Raw genomic sequence first — 24,430 nt, forward strand, 5'->3', positions numbered from 1 at the left:
CGACGGCCCGCCTCTCCCGCACTGCGCGGGAGAGGCGGCGCCGCCGCGTCGCGGCGCTCAGATCTTGAAATCGTCGAACGCGATGCGTTCCTCCGCCACACCCAACTTGCGCAACAGCTGCCGCGTCGCAGCCAGCATCGCTGGCGGTCCGCACAGGTAGAACTCGCACGCGTCCAGGTCCGGATGCGCGCTCAGCAGGTGCGTATGGGTGGCCTCGTGGACCAGGCCGCGCACCAGGCCGTCGCCCCGCTCGGCTTCCTCCGACAGCACCAGGTGCCAGCTGAAATTGGCGTGGCGCCGCGCGAGCTCGGCCATCTCCTGCACGTACGGCGCTTCGCGCAAACGCCGCGCGCCGTACCAGTAGTGGATGCGCTCGGGCCCGCCCCGATCCAATCGTGCGCGAATCATCGCCCGCAGCGGCGCCATGCCCGCGCCGCCGCCGATGAAGATCTTCTCGCGCTCCCCGGGCCGCAACGCGAAGTCGCCGAAGGCGCCGCTGAAGTCGACGTCGTCGCCGGGCTTGAGCGAATACAGATAGGTCGATCCCTTGCCGAACAAGGTGCGCTTCTTGTGCTGGCCGCCGGGGCTGAATCGCGCCAGCAGGGTCAGGCACCCATCGGCCTGCTCCACCGGCAAGGCCAGCGAGTACGAACGGCGCACCGGCTCCTTGTTGTGCAGACTGGCCGGCAGATCCAGCGCGGCCCAGTCCTCGCGGTGGTGCTCGGGATAGTCGATGTCGTCGCGTCGCAGCGTGTAGTCGGGCACGTGCAGCTGCAGGTAGGCGCCGGGCTGGAATTCCGCCCCCGGTGGCGACTGCGGCCGCAGCACGATCTCGCGCAGGAACGGCGTGACCGCGTGCACCGACTCGACCGTGGCCTTGCGCTGCGTCCACAGCGCCGCCCCGCCCGCCACTTCGATCTGCAAATCGCCATCCAGGGCCAGGTTGCAGGCCAGGCGATGCCCCAGGCGCAATTTGCTTTCGGCCAGGTGGGCGCGGTCGGCGCTGCTGGGCGGCGGCGCGGCGCCGCGCACGCGCACCTCGCACAGACCGCAGCTTTGGCCGCCGCCGCAGTTCGAGGGCAGTTGCAGGCCGCTGCGGCCCATCGCCAGATAGACCGTGTCGCCGCGGTGCGATTCCAGCGAGCGCAGCTTGTCGCCGGCTTGATCGAACACCGTCAGCGCGCGCCGCAGCCGCCAGCGCGCGGGCACGAACTCGCCCAGGCGGAAGCTGGCGACCAGCAGCCACGCGCCCGACAACGCGATCCACAAACCGCCGGCCGCGGCCATGATCACCAGTGGATTGTTGAAATCCTGGCGACCGGTGTAGTCCATGATGTGCAGCATCCAGAACAGATCGAACAGGCGCCAGCTGTCGTTGCGCCGTTCCAGGATGCGGCCGTCCTGCGCCGACAGGTACACACTGGTGCCGTCGGCGTCGCCGAAATCCACCCGCCAGATCGGCCCGGCATGGCCGCGCACCTCCAGCGTCGCGCGCGGCATCCACTGCGGCGCGCCGGGACGCCCCTCGCCCACGTAATCCGCCGCGGCCAGTCGCGCGGCCAACGCGGCATCGATCTTCAGCGGCATACCGTCGCGCGCATCCACCAGCCAGGCTGCGGACTTATGGCTGAGGCGATAGACCGGCCGTTCCAGCAACCAGGCCGCATCGACGCTTTGCACCGGCTTGCCGGCCTGGGCCAGCAGTTGCGTCGGCGCCAGCGTGCGCGCGGGCCAGGCGCGCGCCTGCGCCTCGGCGTGGGCGCGATGCTGATGGCCTTGGACGGTGTCGTGATCGAGCACGCTCATCACCAGCCCGCTCGCGGTCCACAGCACGAACTGCAGCGCGACGATCAGGCCTACCCACTTATGCAGCTTGCGCATCCAGGGCGTCATGCGGGCCGCCTCCGGCTGAAGCTGTACAGCAGCAGCCACACGCCGCTGAGCGCGAAGACCAGACCCAGCCCGGACGCGATCCGCAGCAGGTTGTTGTTGACGTCGCTGCGTTCCTGGTAATCCATGATGTGGAACATCCACAGGAAGTCGAACCAGCGCCACAGGTCGTGGCGCTTGGCCAGCAACTCGCCGGTTTGCGGCGAGAGATACAGCGCGGTTTCGTTGCCGTCGGCGAACGCGACCCGCCACATCGGCACCGGTCGGGTTTTGACTTCGCTGGGCGCCTCATGCAACAGCTCGACCGAGGCGATCGGCGCCTTACCCTGATACAGCGACACCGCCAGGGCGCTGGCGGTGGCCTCGTCCAAGGGGCTGATAGGATCGCCGCTGATCGCATCGACCAGGCTCAGGCGCTCGCCCTGGCGCAGTTCGTAGACCTCGCGCTGCATGAAGCGCTTGAGCCGGAATTCGCTCAGCTGCGGGTAGCGCGCGCGCAGTTGGTCGGGGCTCAAAAACGCGCTGGCCGCCGACAGCGGCTGGGCCCGGGTATGCGCCAGATGATCGCCATGGATGATGTCGATCGAGATCGAGGTCATGTAGAGGCCGCTGATCATCCACAGCAGGGCCTGGACGCCCACCACCAGGGCGATCCATTTGTGGGCGCGACGCGCCCAGAATGCAGGTTTCATAGCGTCACCTATCGGAGTTCATGTAGTCGGCGAGTCCGCGTTCCTGCCGGCGCGCGGCCGGCAGGAACGTTCGGGTCTCACCAGCGGTAGGTGGCTTTGAGGTTCCAGCGCCGGCCCAGCAGGTCGTAGGTCATGGTGTCGGTGTTGGCGTCGGTCCAGCTCTGAATGAACGGCGGCGATTTGTCGAACAGATTGTCTACGCCGACCGAGAGATCCAGCGACTCGCTGAAGGCGTACTTCACCTGGGCGTTGTGGTAACTCAGGCTGGGCGCGCGATCGCCGATGTCGCCGCGTTCGGCGTTGATGTCGTCGGCCGAGCCGATGTACTGCACGCTGTAGGAGCCAGACCACGGACCGCGCGCCAGGGTCAGCGAGCCGAACGAACGCCACTGCGTGTAGCTGCCGCGGCCGCCGGTGATCTTGCCGGCGTAGCGGATCTCGTCGGCGCCCAGGAACGGCCGCACGTCGTAGTTCTTCAGATACGACAGGTCCCAATTCACGGTCGCGTCCCAGCCGCCCAGCGCGAATTGGTACAGCAGGCCCAGGTCGATGCCCGAGACTCGCTCGCTGGCCGCGTTGACCGGCTGCGCCGACAGGAAGTCGATCTCGCCGGTGAGCGGATTGCGGGTGAAATTGGCGTTGCTGCAGAACGGGTGGCTCAAACCCGGCGTGTTGTAGCAGACCGAAAGCTTGGTCGAACCGTCGATGCGCTGGATCGCGTGATCGATCTTGATGTTGTAGTAGTCCAGGGTCAGGGTCAGGTCGGGCAAGAAGCTCGGCGTCCAGACCGCGCCGACGGTCAGCGTCTTGGCGTCCTCCGGTTTGAGGTCCGCGTTGCCGCCCACGGTGGTCAGCACAGTGTTGCCCAATTGGGTATAGCCCACCGGCACGCCCGAGGCCTGGCAGTTCTGGTGGATCGTCGACGACGCCGGCTGGCTGCTCCAGCCGCTGCAGGGATCGGTGGTGGTGAGGTTGCCTTCGGACACGCCGCCGAACAGCTCGGGCACGTTGGGGATGCGGAACGCGGTGGCATAGGTCGCGCGCAACTTCAGCGAAGGCACCACCTGCCAATCCAGGCCGACCTTGTAGTTGGTGTCGGCGCCGAACAGGTCGTAGTCGGAATAACGCACCGCCGCGTTGAGAGTCAGCGATTCGGCCAGGGCCCTGCCCTGCAGCAAGGGCACCGCGACTTCGGCGAACACTTCCTTGGCGGTGTACTCGCCGGCGATGCGCTGCTGCTGGTTGGTGTTGGCGATGCCCAGCACGGTCAGCGGATCGGGGTCGCGCCAGCCGCGCTCCTTGCGCACTTCCACGCCGGTCGCCAAGCCGACCCAGCCGGCCGGCAGCTCGAACAGCTGGCCGCTGATGTTGGCGGTGAAGCTTTTCTGCTCGTTGCCGCCGCTGTCGCGGGTGGTGAACATGATGTAGTCCAGCACCTGCTGGGTGACGTCGCCGTAGCCCAGATAATCGGCGCAGGGAATCGCCGCGCCCGGCGCGTTGCTGCACAAGGCGGTGTTCAAGGTCTGATCGACGCGGTCCAGGTTGGCGACGTTGTTGGAGCCGTCGATGCCGGTGTTGCGCCCCCAGTTCAGCGCCGCCGACCAGTCCCAGCCCACGCCGAGCTTGCCGTCCAGGCCCAGCACCACGCGGAAGGTGTCGGTCTCCTGGTAGAACTCGCGCACGCCGGCCTCCTGCAAACGACGGCGCTGCAGCAGCAGGTTCTGTCCGGTCGGGTTGGTCGGATGGTTGGCGGCGATGTTGATCGGCCGGTACTGGCCGATCGCGCCCGGCGTGGCGAGCTGGTTGGAACGCCGGTTGGTGTACATCAGCTCGGTGAACAGGCGCAGGTCGTCGTTGAGGTTCAGATTGCCGAAGCTGCTGAAGCTCAGGCGCTTGATCGGGTTGACCGCGTTGAGATACGGGTTGCTGTTGTAGTTGTGCTTGGCCGGCGAATAGGTCTCGTAGAAATCTCCGTCGCCGTTGGGATCCTGGTTGAAGTTCACCCGGCGCCCGTCGGCTAGCACGGCGCGGCCGCCGATGGTGGTCGAGCTGCCCACGCAGACCAGTTGGCCGTTGGACTCGCCCAGGCCGCAGGGCGCGCGATCGGCCATGTTGACCGAGCCACCCTCGGTGTAATTGACCGCGGCCATGATCGAGCCGCGCTCGCCGCTCATGCCCCAGGTCAGATCGACCGCGGTCTCATCGCCATCGCCCTGGAAGGTCTGGCCGTAGCGCAGCGAGGCTTCGACGCCGTCGAACTTCTTCTTGGTGATGATGTTGACCACGCCGGCCACCGCGTCGGCGCCGTAGATGGCCGAAGCGCCGTCCTTGAGCACCTCGACGCGCTCGATCAGGGCGATCGGGATCACGTTGAGATCGACCGAGCTGTTGGCGCCGGTGCCGCCGTTGACGATACGGCGGCCGTTCAACAGCACCAGGGTGCGGTTGATGCCGAGGCCGCGCAGATTGACCTGGGTGGTGCCGTAGCCGTTATCGGCCCAATAGGCATTGGTCTGATTGCCGGCGAAGCCCGCGGCCGCGGGCAAACGTTGCAGCAAGGTGTCGACCGAGATCGCGCCGGAGCGCTGGATCGCTTCGCGGTCGATCACCGTGACCGGACCGACGCCGGAAATCTGGGCGCGCTTGATATGGCTGCCGGTCACGGTGACCGTATCGATGGTGGTCGCTTCCTGCGCGGGGCTGTCGTCCGTGGGGTCGATCGGTGCGGCGGTTTGAGCGTTGACGGCCTGGCATAGGCCCGCGGACAGCATCAGGCCTATCGCGGCGGCGAGGTGGTTGCGCTTGCAGTACATGGAATTCCCCGAACGGTTCTGGATCTGGTGTCGAACGCCCACGGCGACGCCCGCGCGGATGCGCGCACGCGAAGCTGGAAGCGACGGAGACCACCACGCAGGTGGTCGGACCGGATCAGGCGATCGGAGGTCGGAATACGCCGGTAGCGGCTGCGGGGGCGGCGGACACCGGCGCCAACGCCACGGGTTGGTCGGCGAGACGGTGCTGGGCCGCGAACGGCACGCTGTGGATTACCGCCAACACCGGGAAGGCGCAGGCGCAGCAACCCGAACCGGTGCCGCAATCGCAATCGCGATGCGGCGAACCGCCTTCGCGATGCGGAGTCTGCTCTTCGCAGTCTTCGTCCGCCACCACTGCCGCGGCGGCTTCGGCGGACACCGCGGCGGCGACGCCCTCGGTGGCCATGACGCTGGAACTCCACAGCGACAGCGTGCCTTCGAGGCAGAACGCCACGATCAGCAGGCAACGCAGCAATGTGCCGTAGGAGAACATAGGTTCGCAGCGTACGAGGACCCCGCAATCAAATAACATGTGGAAAAAGCGTGTGTCAACCGCGTGACGCGGACCGCACGCATTCACTATTTGCCGCAACAGGCGACTCGCCGGCGCGCATGCGGCGCGAGGCGATGAGGCCCAGTCGCACCGGCAAGGACGCGGGCGCTCAGCCGCCGCCGGCGTCGGAAAAATGCGCCGCCAACGCCAAACGCAAGGGATTGCCCGGGTCCGACAACAGTTTCACCGTGAGCGCCAGACAGATCACCACCAACACCGGCCGCACCGCGCGCGCGCCGAAACGCATCGCCGCGTGCGCACCGACCTGCCCGCCCGCAACGCTGGCCAGGGCCATCGCCAGTCCGACCGTCCACAGCACATGCCCGCCGGCGATCATCACCGCCAACGCGGCCAGATTGCTGGCCAGGTTGAAGAACTTGGTCTGCGCGGTCGCGCGCACCACGCCCAGGCCGCCCAGCGCGACCAGGGCGGTCGCCATGAACGAACCGGTGCCGGGCCCGAAGAAGCCGTCGTAGACGCCGATCAGCGCGATCAGCGCCGCCAGCGCGTACGGGCCGATGCGCTGATGGCTGTCCTGATCGCTCATGCGCGGCGCGAGCAGGAAGTAGGCCGCCATTGCGATCAGCAACAAGGGAATCACGCCGCTGAGGAATGACGGGTCCATGCGCTGCAGCAGCCAGGCGCCGCCGGCCGATCCCACGAACGCGCCCAGCGCGGGCAAGGCGTAACGCCGGAAATCGATATGGCCCTTGCGCGCGAACGCGAACACCGCGCTAGAGGTGCCGATCGCGCTTTGCAGTTTGTTGGTGGCGATGGCCGCCACCGGCGGGATGCCCACCGCCATCAGCGCCGGAATCGTCAGCAACCCGCCGCCGCCGGCCAGCGCGTCGATGGCGCCCGCGACGAAGGCCACGGCCATGAGAAAGGCGATGACCTCGGGCGAGAACTCCATCGACGGCGCACCTGGATCGGGGAGCGCATTGTCTCCGCTACGGACCGCACTGGAAAGAAGGCCGTTGCGCGGCCGTCGTCGGCTAAGCCGGCTCGCGGTGCACTATCACCAACTGGATCACATCGCCGCCACGGTAGTCGTCCGGTTCCAGCCGATAAGCGATGCGCACGCGCGCCGGCGGCGGATCGCCGTGCCAGCCGCCGAACTCGATCGCGTTCAAGCGCCGGCCTTGATGGCCCAGTTCCAGCTTGAGATGACGCTCGCCGACCACGCGCCAACCCAGCACGGGGAACTCGCCGTCGAACTGCGGTTCCGGAAAGCCCTGCCCCCACGGCCCGCCGTCGCGCAGCGATTCGGCGCTGGCGCGGTCGAACTCGCCCGCGCCGAGCTCGCCGTCGCTGAGCACGTCGGCCTGCAGCAGTTCCGGTGTGAGCGACGCACCCGCGCAGCGTTCGAATGCGGCGCGGAACGCGTCGAGAGCGTCGCGGCGCAGCGACAGCCCCGCGGCCATGGCATGACCGCCGAAGCGTTCGATCAGCTCGGGATGCTGCGCGGCCACGTCAGCCAGCGCGTCGCGGATGTGGAAGCCGGGGATGGAGCGCGCCGAACCGCGCAGCGCGTCGCTGCCGGGTTCGGCCGGCGCGAACGCGATCACCGGGCGGTGCAGGCGCTCCTTCATCTTGGACGCGACCAGGCCGACCACGCCCGGATGCCAATCTTCGTCGAACAAACAGACCGCGAACGGTACGGCCTTGGCATCCAGCGCGACTTTGGCGAACGCGGCCGCGGCCTCGTCGGTCATCTGCTGCTGCACCGCGCGTCGTTCGGCGTTGATCTCGTTAAGACTGTGGGCGATCTCGCGCGCCTGCGCCTCGTTCTCGGTCAGCAGGCATTCGATGCCCAAGGCCATGTCTTCCAGACGACCGGCGGCGTTGAGGCGCGGCGCCAGCGCATAGCCGATGTCGGCCGCGGTCAGACGGCGCGCATCGCGTTGCGAGACCTCGATCAGGGCGCGCAGGCCGGCGCCGCCCTGCCCCGCGCGCAGCCGGCGCAAGCCAGCGGCCACCAGGGCGCGGTTGTTCGCGTCCAGCGGCACCAGGTCGGCGACGGTGCCGACCGCGACCAGATCCAGCAATACCTGCAAGTCCGGCCCATTGCCTTCGCAGCGCCCCTGCGCGCGCAGCGCGCGGCGTAGCGCCAGCAGCACGTAGAACATCACGCCGACGCCGGCCAGGGCTTTGCTGGGAAATGCATCGCCGGGCAGGTTCGGATCGACGATCGCGTCCGCGGGCGGCAGGCGTTCGCCGGGCAGATGGTGGTCGGTGACCAGCACCTGCCAGCCGCGCGCCTTGGCCGCGGCGATGCCGGCGTGGCAGGCGATGCCGTGATCGACGGTGACCAGCAGATCGGGTTGCAGCGCGGCCAGTTCGTCCACCAGCGCCGGCGACAGGCCGTAGCCGTGCACCATGCGGTTGGGCACCGCATGCGAGACCCGGCGCGCGCCGAGCATGCGCAGTCCGCGCACGCCGACCGCGCAGGCGGTGGCGCCGTCGCAGTCGAAGTCGCCGACCACGACGATGTGGCGATCCTGGGCGATCGCATCGGCGAGCAAGGCGGTGGCGGCGTCCAGGCCGCCGAGTCCGTCGGGCGGCAGCAATTGGGCCAGGCGCGGCTGCGCCTGTTCGATCGCGAACGCGCCGCGCGCGGCATACACGCGCCGCAGCAGCGGCGACACGCTGTCGGGCCAGGCGCCGGGGTCGGCGATCTGGCGGCGGCGCAGGCGGGCGGGTTCGGTCATGCGCGCGCGGTCATGCTTGCAGCGAACGCAGCGGCTTGCGCCAGAAGCGCCAGCGCTGCGCGCGCGCGAGTTCGTAGGCTTCGCTGCCGCCGAATTCCAGCGCGATCCGGCTCACTCGGCCGGCATCGAGTTCGGCGCTCAACGGCGTCAGCCAGTCGCGCTCCAAGGCTTGCAGGTCGCGTGCGCGGCGCAGATCGACCGCCAGGTCGCCCTCGCCCGCGCTCCAACGCGGCGGCAGCGCCGTGGCCTGGACGCCGGCCAGCGCGCCCAGCGCGGTCAGGGCCTCGTCGTCGCTGCAGATGCGCGCGTAGGCGCTGCGCACGTGATCGGGCAGCAGCCCCGCGCCCCAGAACCACAGCGAGTTCACCGGCGCCTGGCCGGCGGCGATGCGCTGGGCGTTGCGTGGGTGGTTGTGCAGCGTCACCTGCGCTTCGCTCAGCAGCGAGCGCCAGCGCCGGCCTTCGGGACTCTGGTCGGCCGCGTCCGGCAGGTGTTCGAACAAGTCGGCGCCGAGCACGGTTTCCGGGCTGGCGAAGCTCGGCAGCTTGGCGCCTTGCGGCAGGCGCAGGTACCAGCGCGAGGGCCGCGGCGCGTCGATCGGAAAACCGGCATCGCCGAACAAGGGCTTGAGCGTGCGCAGGAAGTCGGCGGCCTCCGCCTCGTCCAGGCCCAGGGCCTGGCCGTAGGCGAGCAGGCGCGCGCCGTTGAGGTCGGGTCGCACATAAGCCGGATCGGCGCGCATCCAGGCCGCGTGGGCGGCATCGCGGGCGTCGCGCTGGCGGGTGGCCGCGGCCACCGGCCAACCGCGCGGCAGCACGTCGAGCACGCGCGCGAGCGGATCGCCGCTGCGCGCGATCCGGTCGGCGCGCGCGAGCCGGCGGCCCAGGTCCTCGGACAGGCGCTGGCCGCCGAAGCGCTCGCGCTCGGGCAGCAGCAGGGTCGCGGTGGTCGGAGTCATGCGCGGCCTCGCGGTCGCGGCCTGCTCAGCCGGCGTAGCTGACGCCGACGATTTCGTACTCGTGGGTGCCGCCCGGCGCCTCGATGACGACGCTGTCGCCCTCGTGCTTGCCGATCAGGGCGCGCGCGACCGGCGAGGAGATCGCGATCAGTCCTTGCTTGATGTCGGCTTCCAGGTCGCCCACGATCTGGTAGGTGCGTTCTTCGTCGGTCTCGACATCGGCCAGCTCGACGGTGGCGCCGAACACGATCTTGGAACCGGCGTTGAGGGTGGACACGTCGATCAGCTGAGCATGCGAGAGCTCGGACTCGAGCTGCTTGATGCGGCCCTCGATGAAGCTCTGCTGCTCGCGCGCGGCGTGATACTCGGCGTTCTCCTTGAGGTCGCCGTGCGCGCGCGCTTCCGCGATCGCGTTGATCACGGCCGGTCGCTTGACCGACTTCAACTCTTCCAGTTCCGCGCGCAGGCGCTGGGCGCCCTTCACCGTGATCGGTGCTCTCATCTCATCGTTCCTCGTGCCGGCCGGGGGCCGGTCGCTTCCGTTTGCAAAGTTCGATTGTGCCGCGAACGCGGCCGCTTGGCACCCCATCGGGCGCCGGCGGGAAAATCCCTCGAAATCGGGCGCGAAACCCGCGCTCGGCGCACGGGCCGCCGGGACGCGGAGCGGTTCCGCGTCCCGTGCCGGCTCAGGCCGCGCCCTGGATCTGCGCGTGCAGCTCCTGCAGCGACCACACCGGGCCCTGGCCGCGGTAGTCCAGCGAGTTCACCAGCGCGCGCGCGCCGGACACCGTGGTCGAATACGTGATGCGCGCCTGCAGCGCCTCGCGGCGGATCGAGAACGAGTCCGAGATGGCCTGGCGGCCTTCGGTGGTGTTGATGATGTAGACGATCTCGCCGTTCTTGATCAGGTCGACCACGTGCGGGCGGCCCTCGGTGACCTTGTTGACCACTTCGCAGGCCACGCCGTGGCCGCTGAGGAAGGCCTGGGTGCCGCTGGTGGCGACCAGGGTATAGCCGCGGCGCACCAGTTCCTGCGCCACCGTCAGCACGCGCTGCTTGTCCGGATCGCGCACCGAGACGAACACCTTGCCCACCGGCGGCGCCTTGATGCCGCCGGCTTCCTGGGCGCGCGCCATGGCCGCGCCGAAGTTCTTGCCCACGCCCATGACCTCGCCGGTGGAGCGCATCTCCGGCCCGAGGATCGGGTCCACGCCCTGGAACTTGGCGAACGGGAAGATCGCTTCCTTGACCGAGTAGTAGTCCGGCACGATCTCTTCCAGCGCGCCCTGCGAAGCCAGGGTCTGGCCGACCATGCAGCGCGCGGCGATCTTGGCCAGCGGCATGCCGGTGGCCTTGGACACGAACGGCACCGTGCGCGAGGCGCGCGGGTTCACTTCGATCAGGAAGATGGTGTCGCGGCCTTCGGCGTCGGTCTGGATCGCGAACTGGGTGTTCATCAGGCCCACGACCTTGAGCGACTTGGCCAGCGCCACGACCTGCTTGCGCAGCTCGTCCTGGGTCGCCGGCGACAGCGAATACGGCGGCAACGAGCAGGAGGAGTCGCCGGAGTGCACGCCGGCCTCTTCGATGTGCTCCATCACGCCGCCGATCAGCACGTGGCCTTCGCGGTCGGCGATGATGTCGACGTCGACCTCGACGGCGTTGTCGAGGAAGCGGTCCAGCAGCACCGGCGAGTCGTTGGAAACCTTGACCGCGTCGCGGATGTAGCGGGTGAGGTCGGCGTCGGAATAGACGATTTCCATGGCGCGGCCGCCCAGCACGTAGCTCGGGCGCACCACCATCGGATAGCCGATCTGGCCGGCCAGCAACAGCGCTTCCTCGGGATTGCGCGCGGTACGGTTGATCGGCTGCGCCAGGCCCAGCTCCTGGACCAGCTGCTGGAAGCGCTCGCGGTCCTCGGCAAGATCGATGCTGTCCGGGCTGGTGCCGATGATCGGCACGCCGTTGGCTTCCAGCGCGCGCGCCAGCTTCAGCGGGGTCTGGCCGCCGTACTGCACGATCACGCCCTTGGGCTTCTCGAGGTCGGCGATCTCCAGCACGTCTTCCAGCGTCAGCGGCTCGAAGTACAGGCGGTCGGAGGTGTCGTAGTCGGTCGAGACCGTTTCCGGGTTGCAGTTGACCATGATGGTTTCATAGCCGTCCTCGCGCAGGGCGAGCGCGGCATGCACGCAGCAGTAGTCGAACTCGATGCCCTGGCCGATGCGGTTGGGGCCGCCGCCGAGCACGATGATCTTGTCACGGTTGGTCGGCTGGGCCTCGCACTCGTCCTCGTAGGTCGAGTACATGTAGGCGGTGGTGGTGGCGAACTCGGCCGCGCAGGAGTCCACGCGCTTGTACACCGGGCGCACGCCGAAGGCGCGGCGCAGGGTGCGCACGGCGGTCTCGTCGGTGCCGGTGAGCTGAGCGATGCGCGCATCGGAGAAGCCCATGCGCTTGAGCGCGCGCATGCGGGCCTTGTCCAGCGAAGCCAGGCCGGCCTCGGCGAGCTTGCGTTCGGCGGCGATCAGTTCCTCGATCTGGTCCAGGAACCAGGGATCGACGAAGGACAGCGCGTGCACGTCCTCCACGCTCATGCCGGCGCGGAAGGCGTCGCCGATATGGAACATGCGCTCCGGGCCCGGCTCCTTCAGCTCGCGGCGCAGCTTGGCCATGTCGGTGTCGCTGGACAGGTCCAGGCCGGTCGGGTCGAGGCCGACCTTGCCGGTCTCCAGACCGCGCAGGGCCTTGTGCAGCGATTCCTGGAAGGTCCGGCCCATCGCCATGACTTCACCGACCGACTTCATCTGCGTGGTCAGGCGCGCGTCGGCCTGCGGGAACTTCTCGAAGGCGAAGCGCGGAATCTTGGTGACCACGTAATCGATGGTCGGCTCGAACGAGGCCGGGGTGGCGCCGCCGGTGATCTCGTTGCGCAGTTCGTCCAGGGTGTAACCGATCGCCAGCTTGGCGGCGATCTTGGCGATCGGGAAGCCGGTGGCCTTGGAGGCCAGCGCAGAGGAACGCGACACGCGCGGGTTCATCTCGATCACGACCACGCGACCGTTCTGGGCGTTGATGCCGAACTGCACGTTGGAGCCGCCGGTGTCGACGCCGATCTTGCGCAGCACCGCGATCGAGGCATCGCGCAGGCGCTGGTATTCCTTGTCGGTCAGGGTCTGCGCCGGCGCGACCGTGATCGAGTCGCCGGTGTGCACGCCCATGGCGTCGAAGTTCTCGATCGAGCACACGATGATGCAGTTGTCCGCGGTGTCGCGGACCACTTCCATCTCGAACTCCTTCCAGCCCAGCACCGACTCCTCGACCAGGATCTCGTGCACCGGCGACAGCTCGAGGCCGCGCTTGGCGATATCCTCGAACTCTTCCTTGTTGTAGGCGATGCCGCCGCCGCTGCCGCCCAGGGTGAAGCTGGGACGGATGATGGTCGGGTAGCCGACCCGGGTCTGGATATCGACCGCCTGCTCGAAGCTGCGCGCGACTTCGGCCTTGGGGCATTCCAGGCCGATCTCGGCCATCGCCACGCGGAACAGCTCGCGGTCCTCGGCCATGCGGATGGCTTCGCGCTTGGCGCCGATCAGCTCGACGTTGTACTTCTCCAGCACGCCGTTGTCGGCCAGGTCCAGCGCGCAGTTCAGCGCGGTCTGGCCGCCCATGGTCGGCAGCAGCGCGTCGGGCTTTTCCTTGGCGATGATCTTCTCGACCGTCTGCCAGTTGATCGGCTCGATGTACACGGCGTCGGCCATGTTCGGGTCGGTCATGATGGTGGCCGGATTGCTGTTCACCAGCACCACGCGATAACCCTCGTCGCGCAGCGCCTTGCAGGCTTGCGCGCCCGAGTAGTCGAATTCGCAGGCCTGACCGATCACGATCGGCCCGGCGCCGATGATCAGGACGGTTTTGATGTCGGTGCGCTTGGGCATTGTGTCACTCGAGGATCGTGGAAGGCGGTACGTCGCAAGTGGTCATCGCGCCGAGCATCAGCTTCAGCACCAGACGGGTGCCGATGCTCTTGCCGGCGTCGCTGTTCTCCTGCGCCGTCTTGGAGGGATCGAAGGCTTCGCCGATGCCGACCAGCTCGCGCAGCGGCGCGTGCTTGGGCTCGGTGATGAAATCGATGAAGGACAGCATCTGATCGGCCTTCATCTTCTTCATCACTTCGGTCGTTTCGACCTTCTTGCCGGTCTGGGCTTCATTGACCCCGGCATTGATGAAATCGGAGAACACGCTGGCGGCGCCGCCGTTGAGCAGGGCCAGGTCGGCGTCGGCGCGGCCGGGATTGGCCTTGACGTACTCCAGGGCCTGGGCGCGCTTACTGCGGCGATAGCCGTCGGTGGACAGCTCGTTACGCAGGCAGCTCAGCTTGGCCGGCTCGACCTTGTCGGCCTTGCCTTGCAGCGGCCACTCGGGGTCGCCGGCGGCGGCATCGTCGAGGATCTTGCCGAACGGCAGCATCTGCATCATCACGTCGGCCAGCTTGTCGGCCTGGGCCTGCGCGTTCTGGGCGCTGGCGACGATAGGAAGCAGCGCCAGCAAAGTGGCGGCGACGACGGCATTGCAGCGAGCTTGCAGGGTCATTCCTTGTCTCCGTTGAGTGCGCGTCGCGGGTGGTGTGGTGTGTTGCATGTCAGTACAAGCGGTCCTGCCAGTCGCCCGGGGGCAACCAGGTGATCTGCTGGTTGCCGGTGGCGTCGATCGCGCCGGCGCGCACGGCGTCGCGCACGCTCAGGTTCATCGCCTGCCAGCTGTCGGCGTCGCGGCCGATGCGCGCGCCGATGCGGTTGTTGTGCGCGTCCATGGCGCGGCTGCGGTTGCCCTGCCCGTCGCGCTCCATGACACGGGTGACCCAGTCCACGATGCGCGGCGAGGTGGTGTAGGCGACCACGGCGCTGGCCAACGTGTGCCGGTAGGCGTCGGCGGGGCCGTTACGGCCGCCCGGCAGGCCGGCGGCGAAGAACTGCGAATACACCACGATCAGGACGAAGGCCGGATAGGCCGCGACCACGGCGCCGGCGATCAGCCAACGACGCCAGCGGCGCGCGGGCTTGCGCGCTGCGGTCGCGGCCTGGATCGTGGCGGCGCTCATCAGGCCTTGGGCATCTCGATGCCGCAGCGCTTGGACACGCGCTCGCTGAGCTTCTGCAGCTGTTCCGGGCTGACGTCGGTGTCGGGGAATTCGCGTTCCAGCACCTTGGCGGCCGGGCTCTGCATGAACTCCATGACCTCCATCAGCTCGTCGGCCTGCATGCCCTTGAAGAATTCGACCGCCTCGGCCTTGGGCGCGCCGTCGACGGCGTTGTCGATGTTGCCCTTGACCTGCTCGCGCATGCCGGCGACGAACTTGGCGCCGCCCTTGGTCTGGCCGAAACGGGTCCAGGCGGCGATGGTCTCGCCGTCGCCGAACAGCTGGCGGAAGGCGTCGACCATGCTGCTGCGGAATTCCGGCAGCAGCTCGCCCTTGATGCAGCCGCGTTGGCTGTCGTTGAAGACCTTGAACTCTTCGGCGTTGTCGATCTTGCCGGCGATCACGCGCTCGATCGCGACATCGAAGCCCAGCAACTGCTGGATCTGGGCGACTTCGGCATCGGTGGGCGCGGCCGCGGCGGCCGGGGCCGACCAGGCCAGACCCGCGGCCAGGACGGCGGCGAACGCGTGGAACTTCATCGTGCCGACTCCATGCTGGCGACGAAACGGTCGAACAAGGGCGCGACATCGTGCGGGCCGGGGCTGGCTTCCGGGTGGCCCTGGAAGCTGAAAGCCGGCGCGTCGCTGAGCTCGATGCCCTGGTTGCTGCCATCGAACAGTGAGCGGTGGATCACTCGCACGTTGGCGGGCAGCGTGGCCTCGTCGACAGCGAAGCCGTGGTTCTGCGAGGTGATCATGACGCGGCCGCTGTCCAGGTCCTGGACCGGATGGTTGGCGCCGTGGTGGCCGAACTTCATCTTCAGCGTCTTGGCGCCCGCGGCCAGGCCCAGCAGCTGGTGGCCCAGGCAGATGCCGAAGGTCGGCAGCTTGCGCGCCAGGAATTCGCGGATCGCGGCGATCGCGTAGTCGCAGGGCTCCGGATCGCCGGGGCCGTTGGACAGGAACACGCCGTCCGGATTCAGCGCCAGCACCTCGGCGGCCGAGGTCTGCGCCGGCACCACCGTCACCCGGCAGCCGCGCTCGGCCAGCATGCGCAGGATGTTGCGCTTGACGCCGAAGTCGTAGGCGACCACGTGGAAACGCGGTTCCGCCTGGACGAAGGCGTTGGCGTCCAGATCGAGCTGGCCGTCGCGCCACTCGTAACGCTCGCGCGTGCTGACTTCCTTGGCCAGGTCCATGCCCTTCAGGCCCGGGAACTTGCGCGCGGCCTCGATGGCCTTGGCCGCGTCGATGCCCTCGCCCGCCATCAGCGCGCCGTTCTGGGCGCCGCGATCGCGCAGCAAGCGGGTCAGCTGGCGGGTGTCGATGTCGGCGATCGCGACCACGCCGCGCTCGGCCAGCCACTGCGGCAACGCGATCTGGCTGCGCCAGTTGCTGGGGCGGCGCGGCACGTCGCGCACGATCAGGCCCGAGGCCCAGACCTGGCCGGCTTCGTCGTCCTGGTCGGTGCAGCCGGTGTTGCCCACGTGCGGATAGGTCAGCGTGACCAGTTGGCGCGCGTAGGACGGGTCGGTGAGGATTTCCTGGTAACCGGTAATGGCGGTATTGAAGACGACTTCGCCGACGCTGAGGCCGGGCGCGCCTACGGAAACGCCCTCGAATACGGTGCCGTCTTCGAGAGCGAGGATTGCGGGTTGGGTCACGGGGGTCGCCTTGGCTGCCGAGGATACTGACCCCGTCCAGCGCGCACCGGCAAAACCGGCTTGCAGCAAAACACGGACGCGGTGCGGGACCGGTCCGGCGGGCGGGGTTCAGGCGAGCGAGAATTGTACCGACGCGGGCTGCCGAACGCCAGCCGCGCAGGCCCCTTCGAAGCGGCGCCCACGCGCCCGCAAACCGGCTGTTCACCTTCGCCGTGGCGGCGCGGCCGCTGCGGCCCGGATCGGCAAACCGGCGCGGCGCCCGGTCCGTGGCGCTACGCGGAGCCTACTTCGCCCCATCGGGCCGCAGGCTGGATACGGGCGGCGCCCGCCGGGGCCTGAGCTGCGCGCTCAGCGGCTCACAGATTCGGGAACATCAGCTCGGCCAGGCCGTAGCGGCCCGGGCCTTGGCGCGCCACCTTCAACGCCGCCTCCAGCGCACCGCGCGCGAAGATGTCGCGGTTGGTCGCGCGGTGGATCAGCTCCAGGCGCTCGCCGGCGCTGGCGAACTGCACCGTGTGCTCGCCGACGATGTCGCCCGCGCGCAGGCTGGCGTAGTGCGGGTCGCGGCCGCTGCCGATCGCGACCGCCTGGCCCAGGTGCAGGGCCGTGCCCGAAGGCGCGTCCAGCTTGCGGGTGTGGTGGGCCTCGACGATGTCGCAGTCCCAACTCGGCAAGGCGGCCGAGGCGCGCCGCACCAGTTCGGTCAGCACCGCCACGCCCAGGCTGTAATTGGCCGCCCACACGATCGCGATGCGCGCCGAGGCGGCCTCGATCGCGCGGTTCTGCTCCGAGGACAGGCCGGTGGTGCCCGAAACCAGGGCGCGGCCGCGTTCGGCGCACAGCGCCAGCACCGGGTCGAAACCCTCCGGCAGGCTGAAATCGATGGCGACGTCGAACTCGGGCACGCCGCTCAATTCGCTGGCGGCGAACTGCGGCACGCCGTCGACCACGCGCTGCGCCGGCGATTTGCGCGAGACCGCGGCCACCACGCTGAGATCGTCGCGGGCCGCGGCCAGACGCAGCAGCGCCAGCCCCATGCGCCCGGAGGCGCCGTGGATCAGGAGTCGGGGGATATCGTTCATGCCGGCAGGCTACCGGCTGGGCCGGAGTTTCGACAAGCGGCGACGACGGCGCGCCGCCCTACTCGTCGTAATAGGACGTCAGCGTGCGCAGCAAGGAACGGCCGTCGGGACCGACCAGATCGGCCGCGCGCCAGCAGCGGTCCGCGCCGCTGAAGCGCAAGCGCAGCTCGCGCGACTGCGTCGGCATGCGCTCGTCGAGCACGAAGCGGTAACGCAACCGCACCACGTCCTCGGCTTCGACGAAGTACTCCGGGTCGCGGGCCTCGCCGTCTTGCGCGTCCAGCCAGGGATCGGCGTCGATCGCGCACACGCCCTCGACTTTGCAGGCCTGCTCGCGTTCCAGCAGCCGCAGCAAGGGCGGCGCGAAGGCGTCGCCCAGGGCCGCCGGCGGCTCGTTCCAGAACGTGTAGTGATGCCGAAACCAGGCCTGCGCGGCGGCCAACGGCGTCTCGCCCAGGCAGGCCGCGTGCGCGGGCGCAGCGAGCGCGTAGGCGGCGATGAGCGCCAGTGTCCGTTTCATAAAGCGTCCTGATTGGGGTAACGATCGCCACGCGACGCGCACACGCGGGTCTGGCCTGGACGCCCACGGCGCGAACGACCGCGCACGCTCATTCATACCAGCGCCACGCATGCAGCAGCGCATCGGCTTGAGCGGGCCCCTGCCCCAGGAACTCGGCCAGCGCGTCGCGCACGCTCGTGCGCGCCTGCGGCCGCAACTCGTAATCCTCGTCCAGTGCCGACTCGCCCAGCGCGGCGTAGGTGTTGGCCACGGTCGCCAGCGCGCCGAACGCGGTGGCCAGATCGTCGGCGATCGGGCGCGGGTTCCAGTCGCCGCCGGCCAGGTCGAACGACACCGCACCGCTGATCAGGTCGTAGATGAAGGGATGGCTGCCCTCCATCGCCACCACCAGCCATTCGTCCTTCCAGCCGCGCAGGCGCTCGCCGCTGAGCCCATGCCAGCGATAGCCGGCCTGGCGCGCCCATAGGTTCTGCAGCGGCGGGATCGACACCGGATTGCCGCCGCAGGCCAGATCCAGACCGAGCGGGCCGACCGACGCGTGGCGGACGCCGCCCCAGGGGCCGACCTCGCGATAGAAGTCCAGCAAGGCCGGCGGCAGCGCGAACTCGCCCTGCCAGTCCGATGCCGGCTGCGCGCGCAACTCGCCCCAGGGCGCCAGCAAGGGCCGGATCGCGGCATAGCTAGGCGGCATGCGGCCTCCCGGCGGCGGGAGCGGCGCGCAGCGTGGACAGGCCGGTCCGCCTCATGCGTCGGCGACCTCGGCCGAACCCCAACCCTGCTGCGCGGCGTACTCGTGCAGACGTTGCAGCATCGCCGCGGCCGCGGCGGCGCGGCTGAGTTCGACGTGGAAGCGGGCCTGCGGCAGTTGCGGATCCCATTCGCTGCCGCGCACCCGGCAGACCACGCCGTCGCGCTGGCCTTCCCAGTAGAAATCGTAGGACTGGTTCGGCCCATGACGCTCGATCAGACGCTGGCGGGCGATGCCCAGCACGTTGAACAGGCGGCTGGCGCCCGCCTGCAGGCCGCAAGCGTGGCGGCCCGGCGTCAGCACCAGCTCATGCACAGGCGTCGGCATGCGTCCGTTCCGCCATCGGCTGTGTCGCGCAGCGCATGCCCTGCCCGCCTACTGGTACACCACCTGCGACTTCAGGTTCGGCAGCACCTTCTTGGCGAAGGCCTGGAAAGCGCGGTTGTACTCGGGCGTGCACAGCGGGCCGGGCGTGCCGTCCTCGAACACCCGGCTGGCCTCGAGCACATTGCCCTTGAGGCTGTAGGTGGCGTGGTAGCGCAGGCCGCCGGATTCGATCGACAGATTGGTGGGCACCGCGATCACCTTCATGCTGGCCGGAAACTCGATGCGGTAGATCTCCTCGGAGCGCCCGCCGGTGCAGGCGGTTTCGCCCTCCGCGCTGAGGTCTTCGTTGGCGCTTGAGACGAAGCTCGCGACCGGCTGCGGGTTCATGAACATCGGCCGCAGCGGGATCGCGCCCGGCACCGGCAGCATCTGCGCGACCTCGAATTGGGCGTCGTAGTTCTGGCTGTCGATCAGGGGCTTGGGATCGTCCTGGCGGAAGCTGCCCTGCGCGACCAGGCCGCTGGACTGGAAGTAGTTCTTGACCAGGTCCCGGGCCTGCTCCTGGGTCATCTCGCGCAGCGCGCCGCGCAAGGAGACCGCCGGGAAACCCGACACCTCCACCGCGACCTTGCCCTTGACCGAGCCGTCCTCGCTCACGGTCAGATGGGTGGTCATGCGCTGGCGGTTGCGCTCGGAACGATAGGCCGGCGTGTGCGCCTTCAATTCGGGCTGGTCGACGCGCAGCACCGGCTTGCCGGCCACGTTCGGCGGCAGGTCGCCGAACGGGATGCCCTTGGCGGTGGCGTCCAGGTACAGATCCAGCCCGGGCAGGTAATTGATCACGTGGTTGACGCTGGAGGCGACCGGAATCTCCGGCAGGCGGTAGACGTTGCCGGCGTTGACCAGGGCCTGGCTGGCCTCGATGCCCTTGGCCGCCAGCAGCGCCTGCAGCAGGGTGGCGTGGTCCTTGCAGTCGCCCAGGCGGTTGTCGAGCACGAAGTCCTGGTCGCGCGGCACCACCGCGCCCAGACCGATGCAGTTGCCGCCATAGTGGATGTTGGTCGACACCCATTCGTACAGGGCGCGCGCGACCTCGCGCGGCGCGGTCTTGCCGGCCGCGATCTCGTCGGCCAGCTTGCGCGCGCGCGCCGTGGGCACCGCCTTGGGCAGCGCGCGCTCGCCGTAGACGCGGGCGATGTCGCCGTAGCTGCGAAAGGTCGAATAGGCGAAGCCCGGGAAATCCTCGACCTGGTAGACCGAGTAGTCCGTGCGCTTGCTCTTGGCCGGGGCACGGTTCTGATAGCTCCACTCGACGATACGACGGTCGCCGACGGTCTCGTCGCGTACCTGCTTCAACGCGCCCCAGGCCTTGTGCTGGGCCCACATCGCCGCCGGCGCGTCGATCTTGATGCGCACGTCGCCCGCGTAGCGGTGATTGCTGAAGCTGTCGAGTTCGGAGAACTGGCGGTCGAACATCGGCTGCTTGCCGATCAGGCGATAGGACAGCACCACGGTGTCGCCGGCGGCGACATCGGGGAAGATCAGGCTGGTGGTGGCGATGTCGGAGAACGCCGCACCGCCGCCTTCGCGGCCGTCGTTGGTCTCGACCTGATAGTTGGACTTGGGCACCTCGATGCGGCGGCCGTCGGCCTTGCGCGTATAGGCCTCGATCACCTCGAACCGCTGAATGCTGGCGCTGTAGCTGATCGACTCGCGCTTGGCGTATTCGACCGCGCGTTCGTCCAGCACCTTGAGTTCGGTCTCGTGCTGTTCGACGTAGCTGCCGTCGGGCTGCACGGTGTAGGTCACGTGCGCGCGTTCGCTGCGCACCGGATCCTCGGAGGCGGCGGGCGCCGTCGCCGGCGTGGCGTTCTGCGCCGCCGCGGCCGTAGCCGCCAGCGCAATGCCGATCGCGGCGCACAGCCGCAGTGTTGCGATACGCATCCCTTCCCCCTGTCGCTACGTGGGCGACGAGCGCCGCGCATAGGCTCGCGGGGCGCCGTCCTGAACCGGCCGTACACCGGATGCGAGACGTTCTATCACATCGCGCGAGCGCCGCTAAGACCGTTCCAGCGCAAGCCGGCGGCGGCACACAACGGGCACGAAAAAGGGGGCCGCAGCCCCCTTCGGATTTGGCTATGCCTCGGGCTCAGGACGTCATCCGGTCCCAGAAACCCTTGACCCCGTCGAGGAAGGTCGAGGAACGCGGCGAATGCTTGCGCGCCCCCTCGCCGATGAAGGTCGCTTCGAACTTTTCCAGCAACTCGCGCTGTTCGACGGTCAGATTGACCGGGGTTTCCACCACCACCCGACAATACAGATCGCCCGGCTTGCGGCTGCGCACCGACTTCACGCCCTTGTCGCGCAGGCGGAACAGCTTGCCGCTCTGGGTCTCGAACGGAATCCGCAGCTCGACCTCGCCGCCCAGCGTGGGCACGCGGATCGTATCGCCCAGCGCGGCCTGGGAAATGCGGATCGGCACCTCGCAGTGCAGGTCGTCGCCGTCGCGCTGGAAGATATCGTGCTCGCGCACGCGCACTTCCACGTACAGATCGCCCGGCGGCGAACCGGCCGGGCCGGCCTCGCCCTCGCCGGTCAGGCGGATGCGGTCGCCGTTGTCGACGCCGGCCGGAATCTTGACCTGCAGGGTCTTGGTGCGTTCCACCCGGCCCTGGCCGTGGCAGTCCTTGCAGGGATCGGCGATGGTCTGGCCACGGCCGCCGCAATGCGGGCAGGCTTGCTGCATCGAGAAGATGCCGCGCTGGAACCGGACCTGGCCGCGGCCGCTGCAGGTGGTGCAGGTTTCCAGCTTGCCGTCGGCCGAACCCGAGCCGTTGCAGGTGTCGCATTCGTCCAGGGTCGGGATTTCGATCTGCTTGTCCAGGCCGCCGACCGCCTCTTCCAGCGACAGCTCCATCACATAGCCGATATCGGCGCCGCGGCGCGGACCGCGCTGGCCGCCACCGCCGCCGAAGATGTTGCCGAAGATGTCGCCGAAAATATCGCCCATGTCGGCGTAGCCGGGCCCACCGCCGCCGCCACCGCCGCCCATGCCGTGCTCGAAGGCGGCGTGGCCGTGCTGGTCGTAGGCGCGCCGACGATTGGCGTCGGACAGCACCTCGTAGGCCTCCTTGCACTCCTTGAACGCCGCCTCGGCGGCGTTGTCGCCGGGGTTGCGGTCGGGATGGTGCTTCATCGCGCAGCGCCGATAGGCCTTCTTCAGGTCGTCGTCGCTGGCGTTGCGGGCCACGCCCAGCACTTCGTAATAGTCGCGTTTGCTCATGGGCCGGGATTCGTGATTCGGGATTCGTGATTCGTTACGGCGCAAAACTCAGGGACGGAACCGGTGGGAGAATAGCGAAAGGAGCGGGAAAACCCGCTCCTTCCAATCTCTAATCCCTAATCCCGAATCACGGCTTCTGATCGTCCTTGACCTCGGTGAACTCGGCGTCGACCACGTCGTCGGACTTGGCGCCGGCGTTGCCGCCCGCGTCCGCGCCCGGCTGCTGGGCCTGGACCGCCGCGAACAGGGCCTGCGCGGCCTCTTCCAGGGCCTTGGACTTGGCCTCGATCTGGCCCTTGTCGTCGCCCTTCATCGCGGTCTCGAGCTCGGCGATCGCGCCCTCGGTGCGGCCGATCGCGTCGCCCGGCAGCTTCTCACCGTGCTCCTTGATCGTGCTGCGCGCCATGTGGATCAGGCCGTCGGCCTGGTTGCGGGCCTGGACCAGGTCGTGGAACTTCTGGTCTTCCTCGCGGTTGGCTTCCGCGTCCGCGACCATCTTGGCGATCTCGTCCTCGGACAGGCCCGAACCGGCCTTGATCTCGACCTTCTGTTCCTTGCCGGTCTTCTTGTCCTTGGCCGACACGTGCAGGATGCCGTTGGCGTCGATGTCGAAGGACACCTCGACCTGCGGCATGCCGCGCGGCGAGGGCTCGATGCCGGACAGGTCGAAGCGCGCCAGCGACTTGTTGTAGCGGGCCTGCTCGCGCTCGCCCTGCAGCACGTGCACGGTCACGGCCGACTGGTTGTCCTCGGCGGTGGAGAAGGTCTGCGAGGCCTTGGTCGGTACCGTGGTGTTCTTCTCGATGATCTTGGTGAACACGCCGCCCAGGGTTTCGATGCCCAGGCTCAGCGGGGTCACGTCCAGCAGCAGCACGTCCTTGACCTCGCCGGCCAGCACGCCGCCCTGGATCGCCGCGCCGACGGCCACGGCTTCGTCCGGGTTGACGTCCTTGCGCGGTTCCTTGCCGAAGAACTCGGCCACGGCCTGCGCGACCTTGGGCATGCGGGTCTGACCGCCGACCAGGATCACTTCGCTGATGTCGCCCGCGCGCAGGCCGGCGTCGTTGAGCGCGATGCGGCAGGGTTCGATGGTCTTCTTGACCAGGTCCTCGACCAGCGACTCCAGCTTGGTGCGGGTCAGCTTGATGTTGAGGTGCTTCGGGCCCGAGGCATCGGCGGTCACGTAGGGCAGATTGACTTCGGTCTGCTGGGCGCTGGACAGCTCGATCTTGGCGCGCTCGGCGGCGTCCTTCAGACGCTGCAGGGCCAGCGGATCCTTGCGCAGGTCGATGCCCTGATCCTTCTGGAACTCTTCGACCAAGTAGTCGATGACGCGCTTGTCGAAGTCTTCGCCGCCCAGGAAGGTGTCGCCGTTGGTGGCCAGCACCTCGACCTGCATTTCGCCGTCGACCGAGGCGATCTCGATGATCGACACGTCGAAGGTGCCGCCGCCCAGGTCGTAGACCGCGACCTTGCGATCGCCGCCCTTCTTGTCCATGCCGTAGGCCAACGCCGCCGCGGTCGGCTCGTTGATGATGCGCTTGACCTCCAGGCCGGCGATCTTGCCCGCGTCCTTGGTGGCCTGACGCTGGCTGTCGTTGAAGTAGGCCGGCACGGTGATGACCGCCTCGGTGACGGTCTCGCCCAGGTAGGCCTCGGCGGTCTTCTTCATCTTGGCCAGCACTTCGGCCGAGATCTGCTGCGGCGCCATCTTCTTGCCGTCGGCGGTCGCCACCCAGGCGTCGCCGTTGTCGTGCTGGGCGATGCCGTAGGGCACCAGGTCCAGGTCCTTCTGCACTTCGGCGTCGGTGAACTTGCGGCCGATCAGGCGCTTCACCGCGTAGAAGGTGTTCTTGGGATTGGTGACGGCCTGGCGCTTGGCCGAAGCGCCGACCAGGACTTCGCCGTCCTTGGTGAAGGCCACGATGGACGGCGTGGTGCGATCGCCTTCCGCGTTCTCGATGACCTTGACGTTGCCGCCTTCCATGATCGCGACGCAGGAATTGGTCGTGCCCAGGTCGATGCCGATGATCTTGCCCATGGTGTTGCTCCC

General features: G+C 68.6%; 20 protein-coding genes. All 20 read right to left on the reverse strand.

Features of this window, described 5'->3' with window-relative positions:
• Positions 1–57 precede the first annotated feature (57 nt).
• The 20 genes from ASE35_RS05800 to dnaK all read right to left on the reverse strand — a co-directional run bounded on the left by ASE35_RS05800 (position 58) and on the right by dnaK (position 24,418).
• The gene (locus ASE35_RS05800; RefSeq protein WP_057163205.1) at positions 58–1,893 is read right to left on the reverse strand and encodes a 2Fe-2S iron-sulfur cluster-binding protein; all 1,836 of its coding nucleotides are present in this window, start codon (positions 1,891–1,893) and stop codon (positions 58–60) included.
• Positions 1,890–2,582, reverse strand: coding sequence for a PepSY domain-containing protein (locus tag ASE35_RS05805; RefSeq protein ID WP_057163206.1), 693 nt, complete (start codon positions 2,580–2,582; stop codon positions 1,890–1,892). The genes ASE35_RS05800 and ASE35_RS05805 overlap by 4 nt, the downstream gene beginning before the upstream one ends.
• Positions 2,583–2,659: 77 nt before the next feature.
• On the reverse strand, positions 2,660–5,395 hold the full coding sequence (locus ASE35_RS05810) for a TonB-dependent receptor (protein ID WP_057163207.1): 2,736 nt from the start codon (positions 5,393–5,395) through the stop codon (positions 2,660–2,662).
• A 115-nt stretch (positions 5,396–5,510) separates the two neighbouring features.
• Entirely contained in the window at positions 5,511–5,888 is a 378-nt protein-coding gene (locus tag ASE35_RS05815; RefSeq protein ID WP_056174918.1) for a CopL family metal-binding regulatory protein, read from the reverse strand.
• 169 nt (positions 5,889–6,057) lie between these two features.
• Entirely contained in the window at positions 6,058–6,861 is an 804-nt protein-coding gene (locus ASE35_RS05820; protein WP_056174921.1) for a TSUP family transporter, read from the reverse strand.
• 82 nt (positions 6,862–6,943) lie between these two features.
• On the reverse strand, positions 6,944–8,659 hold the full coding sequence (recJ, locus tag ASE35_RS05825; protein WP_057163208.1) for a single-stranded-DNA-specific exonuclease RecJ: 1,716 nt from the start codon (positions 8,657–8,659) through the stop codon (positions 6,944–6,946).
• 10 nt (positions 8,660–8,669) lie between these two features.
• The gene (locus tag ASE35_RS05830; RefSeq protein WP_056174927.1) at positions 8,670–9,617 is read right to left on the reverse strand and encodes a hypothetical protein; all 948 of its coding nucleotides are present in this window, start codon (positions 9,615–9,617) and stop codon (positions 8,670–8,672) included.
• 25 nt (positions 9,618–9,642) lie between these two features.
• Positions 9,643–10,119, reverse strand: coding sequence for a transcription elongation factor GreA (gene greA / locus ASE35_RS05835; protein ID WP_056174930.1), 477 nt, complete (start codon positions 10,117–10,119; stop codon positions 9,643–9,645).
• 184 nt (positions 10,120–10,303) lie between these two features.
• Entirely contained in the window at positions 10,304–13,552 is a 3,249-nt protein-coding gene (gene carB, locus ASE35_RS05840; RefSeq protein ID WP_057159418.1) for a carbamoyl-phosphate synthase large subunit, read from the reverse strand.
• A gap of 4 nt (positions 13,553–13,556) precedes the next feature.
• Positions 13,557–14,207, reverse strand: a complete 651-nt coding sequence (locus tag ASE35_RS05845) for a hypothetical protein (RefSeq protein ID WP_057163209.1) — start codon at positions 14,205–14,207, stop codon at positions 13,557–13,559.
• 49 nt (positions 14,208–14,256) lie between these two features.
• Positions 14,257–14,700, reverse strand: a complete 444-nt coding sequence (locus tag ASE35_RS05850) for a hypothetical protein (RefSeq protein ID WP_057163437.1) — start codon at positions 14,698–14,700, stop codon at positions 14,257–14,259.
• Positions 14,701–14,714: 14 nt separating this feature from the next.
• A complete protein-coding gene (locus tag ASE35_RS05855) occupies positions 14,715–15,293 on the reverse strand; it encodes a hypothetical protein (protein WP_057163210.1) in 579 nt (192 codons plus the stop codon).
• Entirely contained in the window at positions 15,290–16,417 is a 1,128-nt protein-coding gene (gene carA / locus ASE35_RS05860) for a glutamine-hydrolyzing carbamoyl-phosphate synthase small subunit (RefSeq protein WP_057163211.1), read from the reverse strand. Before carA ends, ASE35_RS05855 begins: the two co-directional genes overlap by 4 nt.
• Before the next feature lie 356 nt (positions 16,418–16,773).
• A complete protein-coding gene (dapB, locus tag ASE35_RS05865; protein ID WP_082576291.1) occupies positions 16,774–17,499 on the reverse strand; it encodes a 4-hydroxy-tetrahydrodipicolinate reductase in 726 nt (241 codons plus the stop codon).
• A gap of 58 nt (positions 17,500–17,557) precedes the next feature.
• A complete protein-coding gene (locus ASE35_RS05870; RefSeq protein WP_057163212.1) occupies positions 17,558–18,019 on the reverse strand; it encodes a hypothetical protein in 462 nt (153 codons plus the stop codon).
• Positions 18,020–18,107: 88 nt separating this feature from the next.
• Positions 18,108–18,710: a hypothetical protein gene (locus ASE35_RS05875; protein WP_057163213.1), complete on the reverse strand. Its 603-nt coding sequence runs from the start codon at positions 18,708–18,710 to the stop codon at positions 18,108–18,110.
• Positions 18,711–18,761: 51 nt separating this feature from the next.
• Complete coding sequence (locus ASE35_RS05880) at positions 18,762–19,094, reverse strand: hypothetical protein (RefSeq protein WP_057163214.1); 333 nt, start codon at positions 19,092–19,094, stop codon at positions 18,762–18,764.
• Positions 19,095–19,142: 48 nt separating this feature from the next.
• Positions 19,143–21,038 carry a DUF3857 and transglutaminase domain-containing protein gene (locus tag ASE35_RS05885; protein WP_057163215.1) on the reverse strand — a complete coding sequence of 632 codons (1,896 nt, stop codon included), beginning with the start codon at positions 21,036–21,038 and terminating at the stop codon, positions 19,143–19,145.
• 205 nt (positions 21,039–21,243) lie between these two features.
• Positions 21,244–22,377: a molecular chaperone DnaJ gene (dnaJ, locus tag ASE35_RS05890; RefSeq protein ID WP_057159423.1), complete on the reverse strand. Its 1,134-nt coding sequence runs from the start codon at positions 22,375–22,377 to the stop codon at positions 21,244–21,246.
• Positions 22,378–22,504: 127 nt separating this feature from the next.
• Positions 22,505–24,418, reverse strand: a complete 1,914-nt coding sequence (gene dnaK / locus ASE35_RS05895) for a molecular chaperone DnaK (protein ID WP_056174962.1) — start codon at positions 24,416–24,418, stop codon at positions 22,505–22,507.
• Positions 24,419–24,430: the final 12 nt, after the last annotated feature.

Source organism: Lysobacter sp. Root916 (assembly GCF_001429785.1).
In the GTDB taxonomy this organism is placed as follows: domain Bacteria; phylum Pseudomonadota; class Gammaproteobacteria; order Xanthomonadales; family Xanthomonadaceae; genus Lysobacter.

Excerpts from the sequence above, each read along its gene's own strand:
- ASE35_RS05885 (WP_057163215.1), bottom strand. The coding sequence starts at position 21,038 with ATGCGTATCGCAACACTGCGGCTGTGCGCCGCGATCGGCATTGCGCTG.
- dnaJ (WP_057159423.1), bottom strand. The coding sequence starts at position 22,377 with ATGAGCAAACGCGACTATTACGAAGTGCTGGGCGTGGCCCGCAACGCC.
- ASE35_RS05800 (WP_057163205.1), bottom strand. The coding sequence starts at position 1,893 with ATGACGCCCTGGATGCGCAAGCTGCATAAGTGGGTAGGCCTGATCGTC.
- dnaK (WP_056174962.1), bottom strand. The coding sequence starts at position 24,418 with ATGGGCAAGATCATCGGCATCGACCTGGGCACGACCAATTCCTGCGTC.
- ASE35_RS05830 (WP_056174927.1), bottom strand. The coding sequence starts at position 9,617 with ATGACTCCGACCACCGCGACCCTGCTGCTGCCCGAGCGCGAGCGCTTC.
- ASE35_RS05855 (WP_057163210.1), bottom strand. The coding sequence starts at position 15,293 with ATGAAGTTCCACGCGTTCGCCGCCGTCCTGGCCGCGGGTCTGGCCTGG.
- ASE35_RS05870 (WP_057163212.1), bottom strand. The coding sequence starts at position 18,019 with ATGAAACGGACACTGGCGCTCATCGCCGCCTACGCGCTCGCTGCGCCC.
- ASE35_RS05820 (WP_056174921.1), bottom strand. The coding sequence starts at position 6,861 with ATGGAGTTCTCGCCCGAGGTCATCGCCTTTCTCATGGCCGTGGCCTTC.
- greA (WP_056174930.1), bottom strand. The coding sequence starts at position 10,119 with ATGAGAGCACCGATCACGGTGAAGGGCGCCCAGCGCCTGCGCGCGGAA.
- recJ (WP_057163208.1), bottom strand. The coding sequence starts at position 8,659 with ATGACCGAACCCGCCCGCCTGCGCCGCCGCCAGATCGCCGACCCCGGC.
- ASE35_RS05875 (WP_057163213.1), bottom strand. The coding sequence starts at position 18,710 with ATGCCGCCTAGCTATGCCGCGATCCGGCCCTTGCTGGCGCCCTGGGGC.
- ASE35_RS05880 (WP_057163214.1), bottom strand. The coding sequence starts at position 19,094 with ATGCCGACGCCTGTGCATGAGCTGGTGCTGACGCCGGGCCGCCACGCT.
- ASE35_RS05810 (WP_057163207.1), bottom strand. The coding sequence starts at position 5,395 with ATGTACTGCAAGCGCAACCACCTCGCCGCCGCGATAGGCCTGATGCTG.
- carB (WP_057159418.1), bottom strand. The coding sequence starts at position 13,552 with ATGCCCAAGCGCACCGACATCAAAACCGTCCTGATCATCGGCGCCGGG.
- ASE35_RS05845 (WP_057163209.1), bottom strand. The coding sequence starts at position 14,207 with ATGACCCTGCAAGCTCGCTGCAATGCCGTCGTCGCCGCCACTTTGCTG.
- dapB (WP_082576291.1), bottom strand. The coding sequence starts at position 17,499 with ATGAACGATATCCCCCGACTCCTGATCCACGGCGCCTCCGGGCGCATG.
- ASE35_RS05815 (WP_056174918.1), bottom strand. The coding sequence starts at position 5,888 with ATGTTCTCCTACGGCACATTGCTGCGTTGCCTGCTGATCGTGGCGTTC.
- ASE35_RS05805 (WP_057163206.1), bottom strand. The coding sequence starts at position 2,582 with ATGAAACCTGCATTCTGGGCGCGTCGCGCCCACAAATGGATCGCCCTG.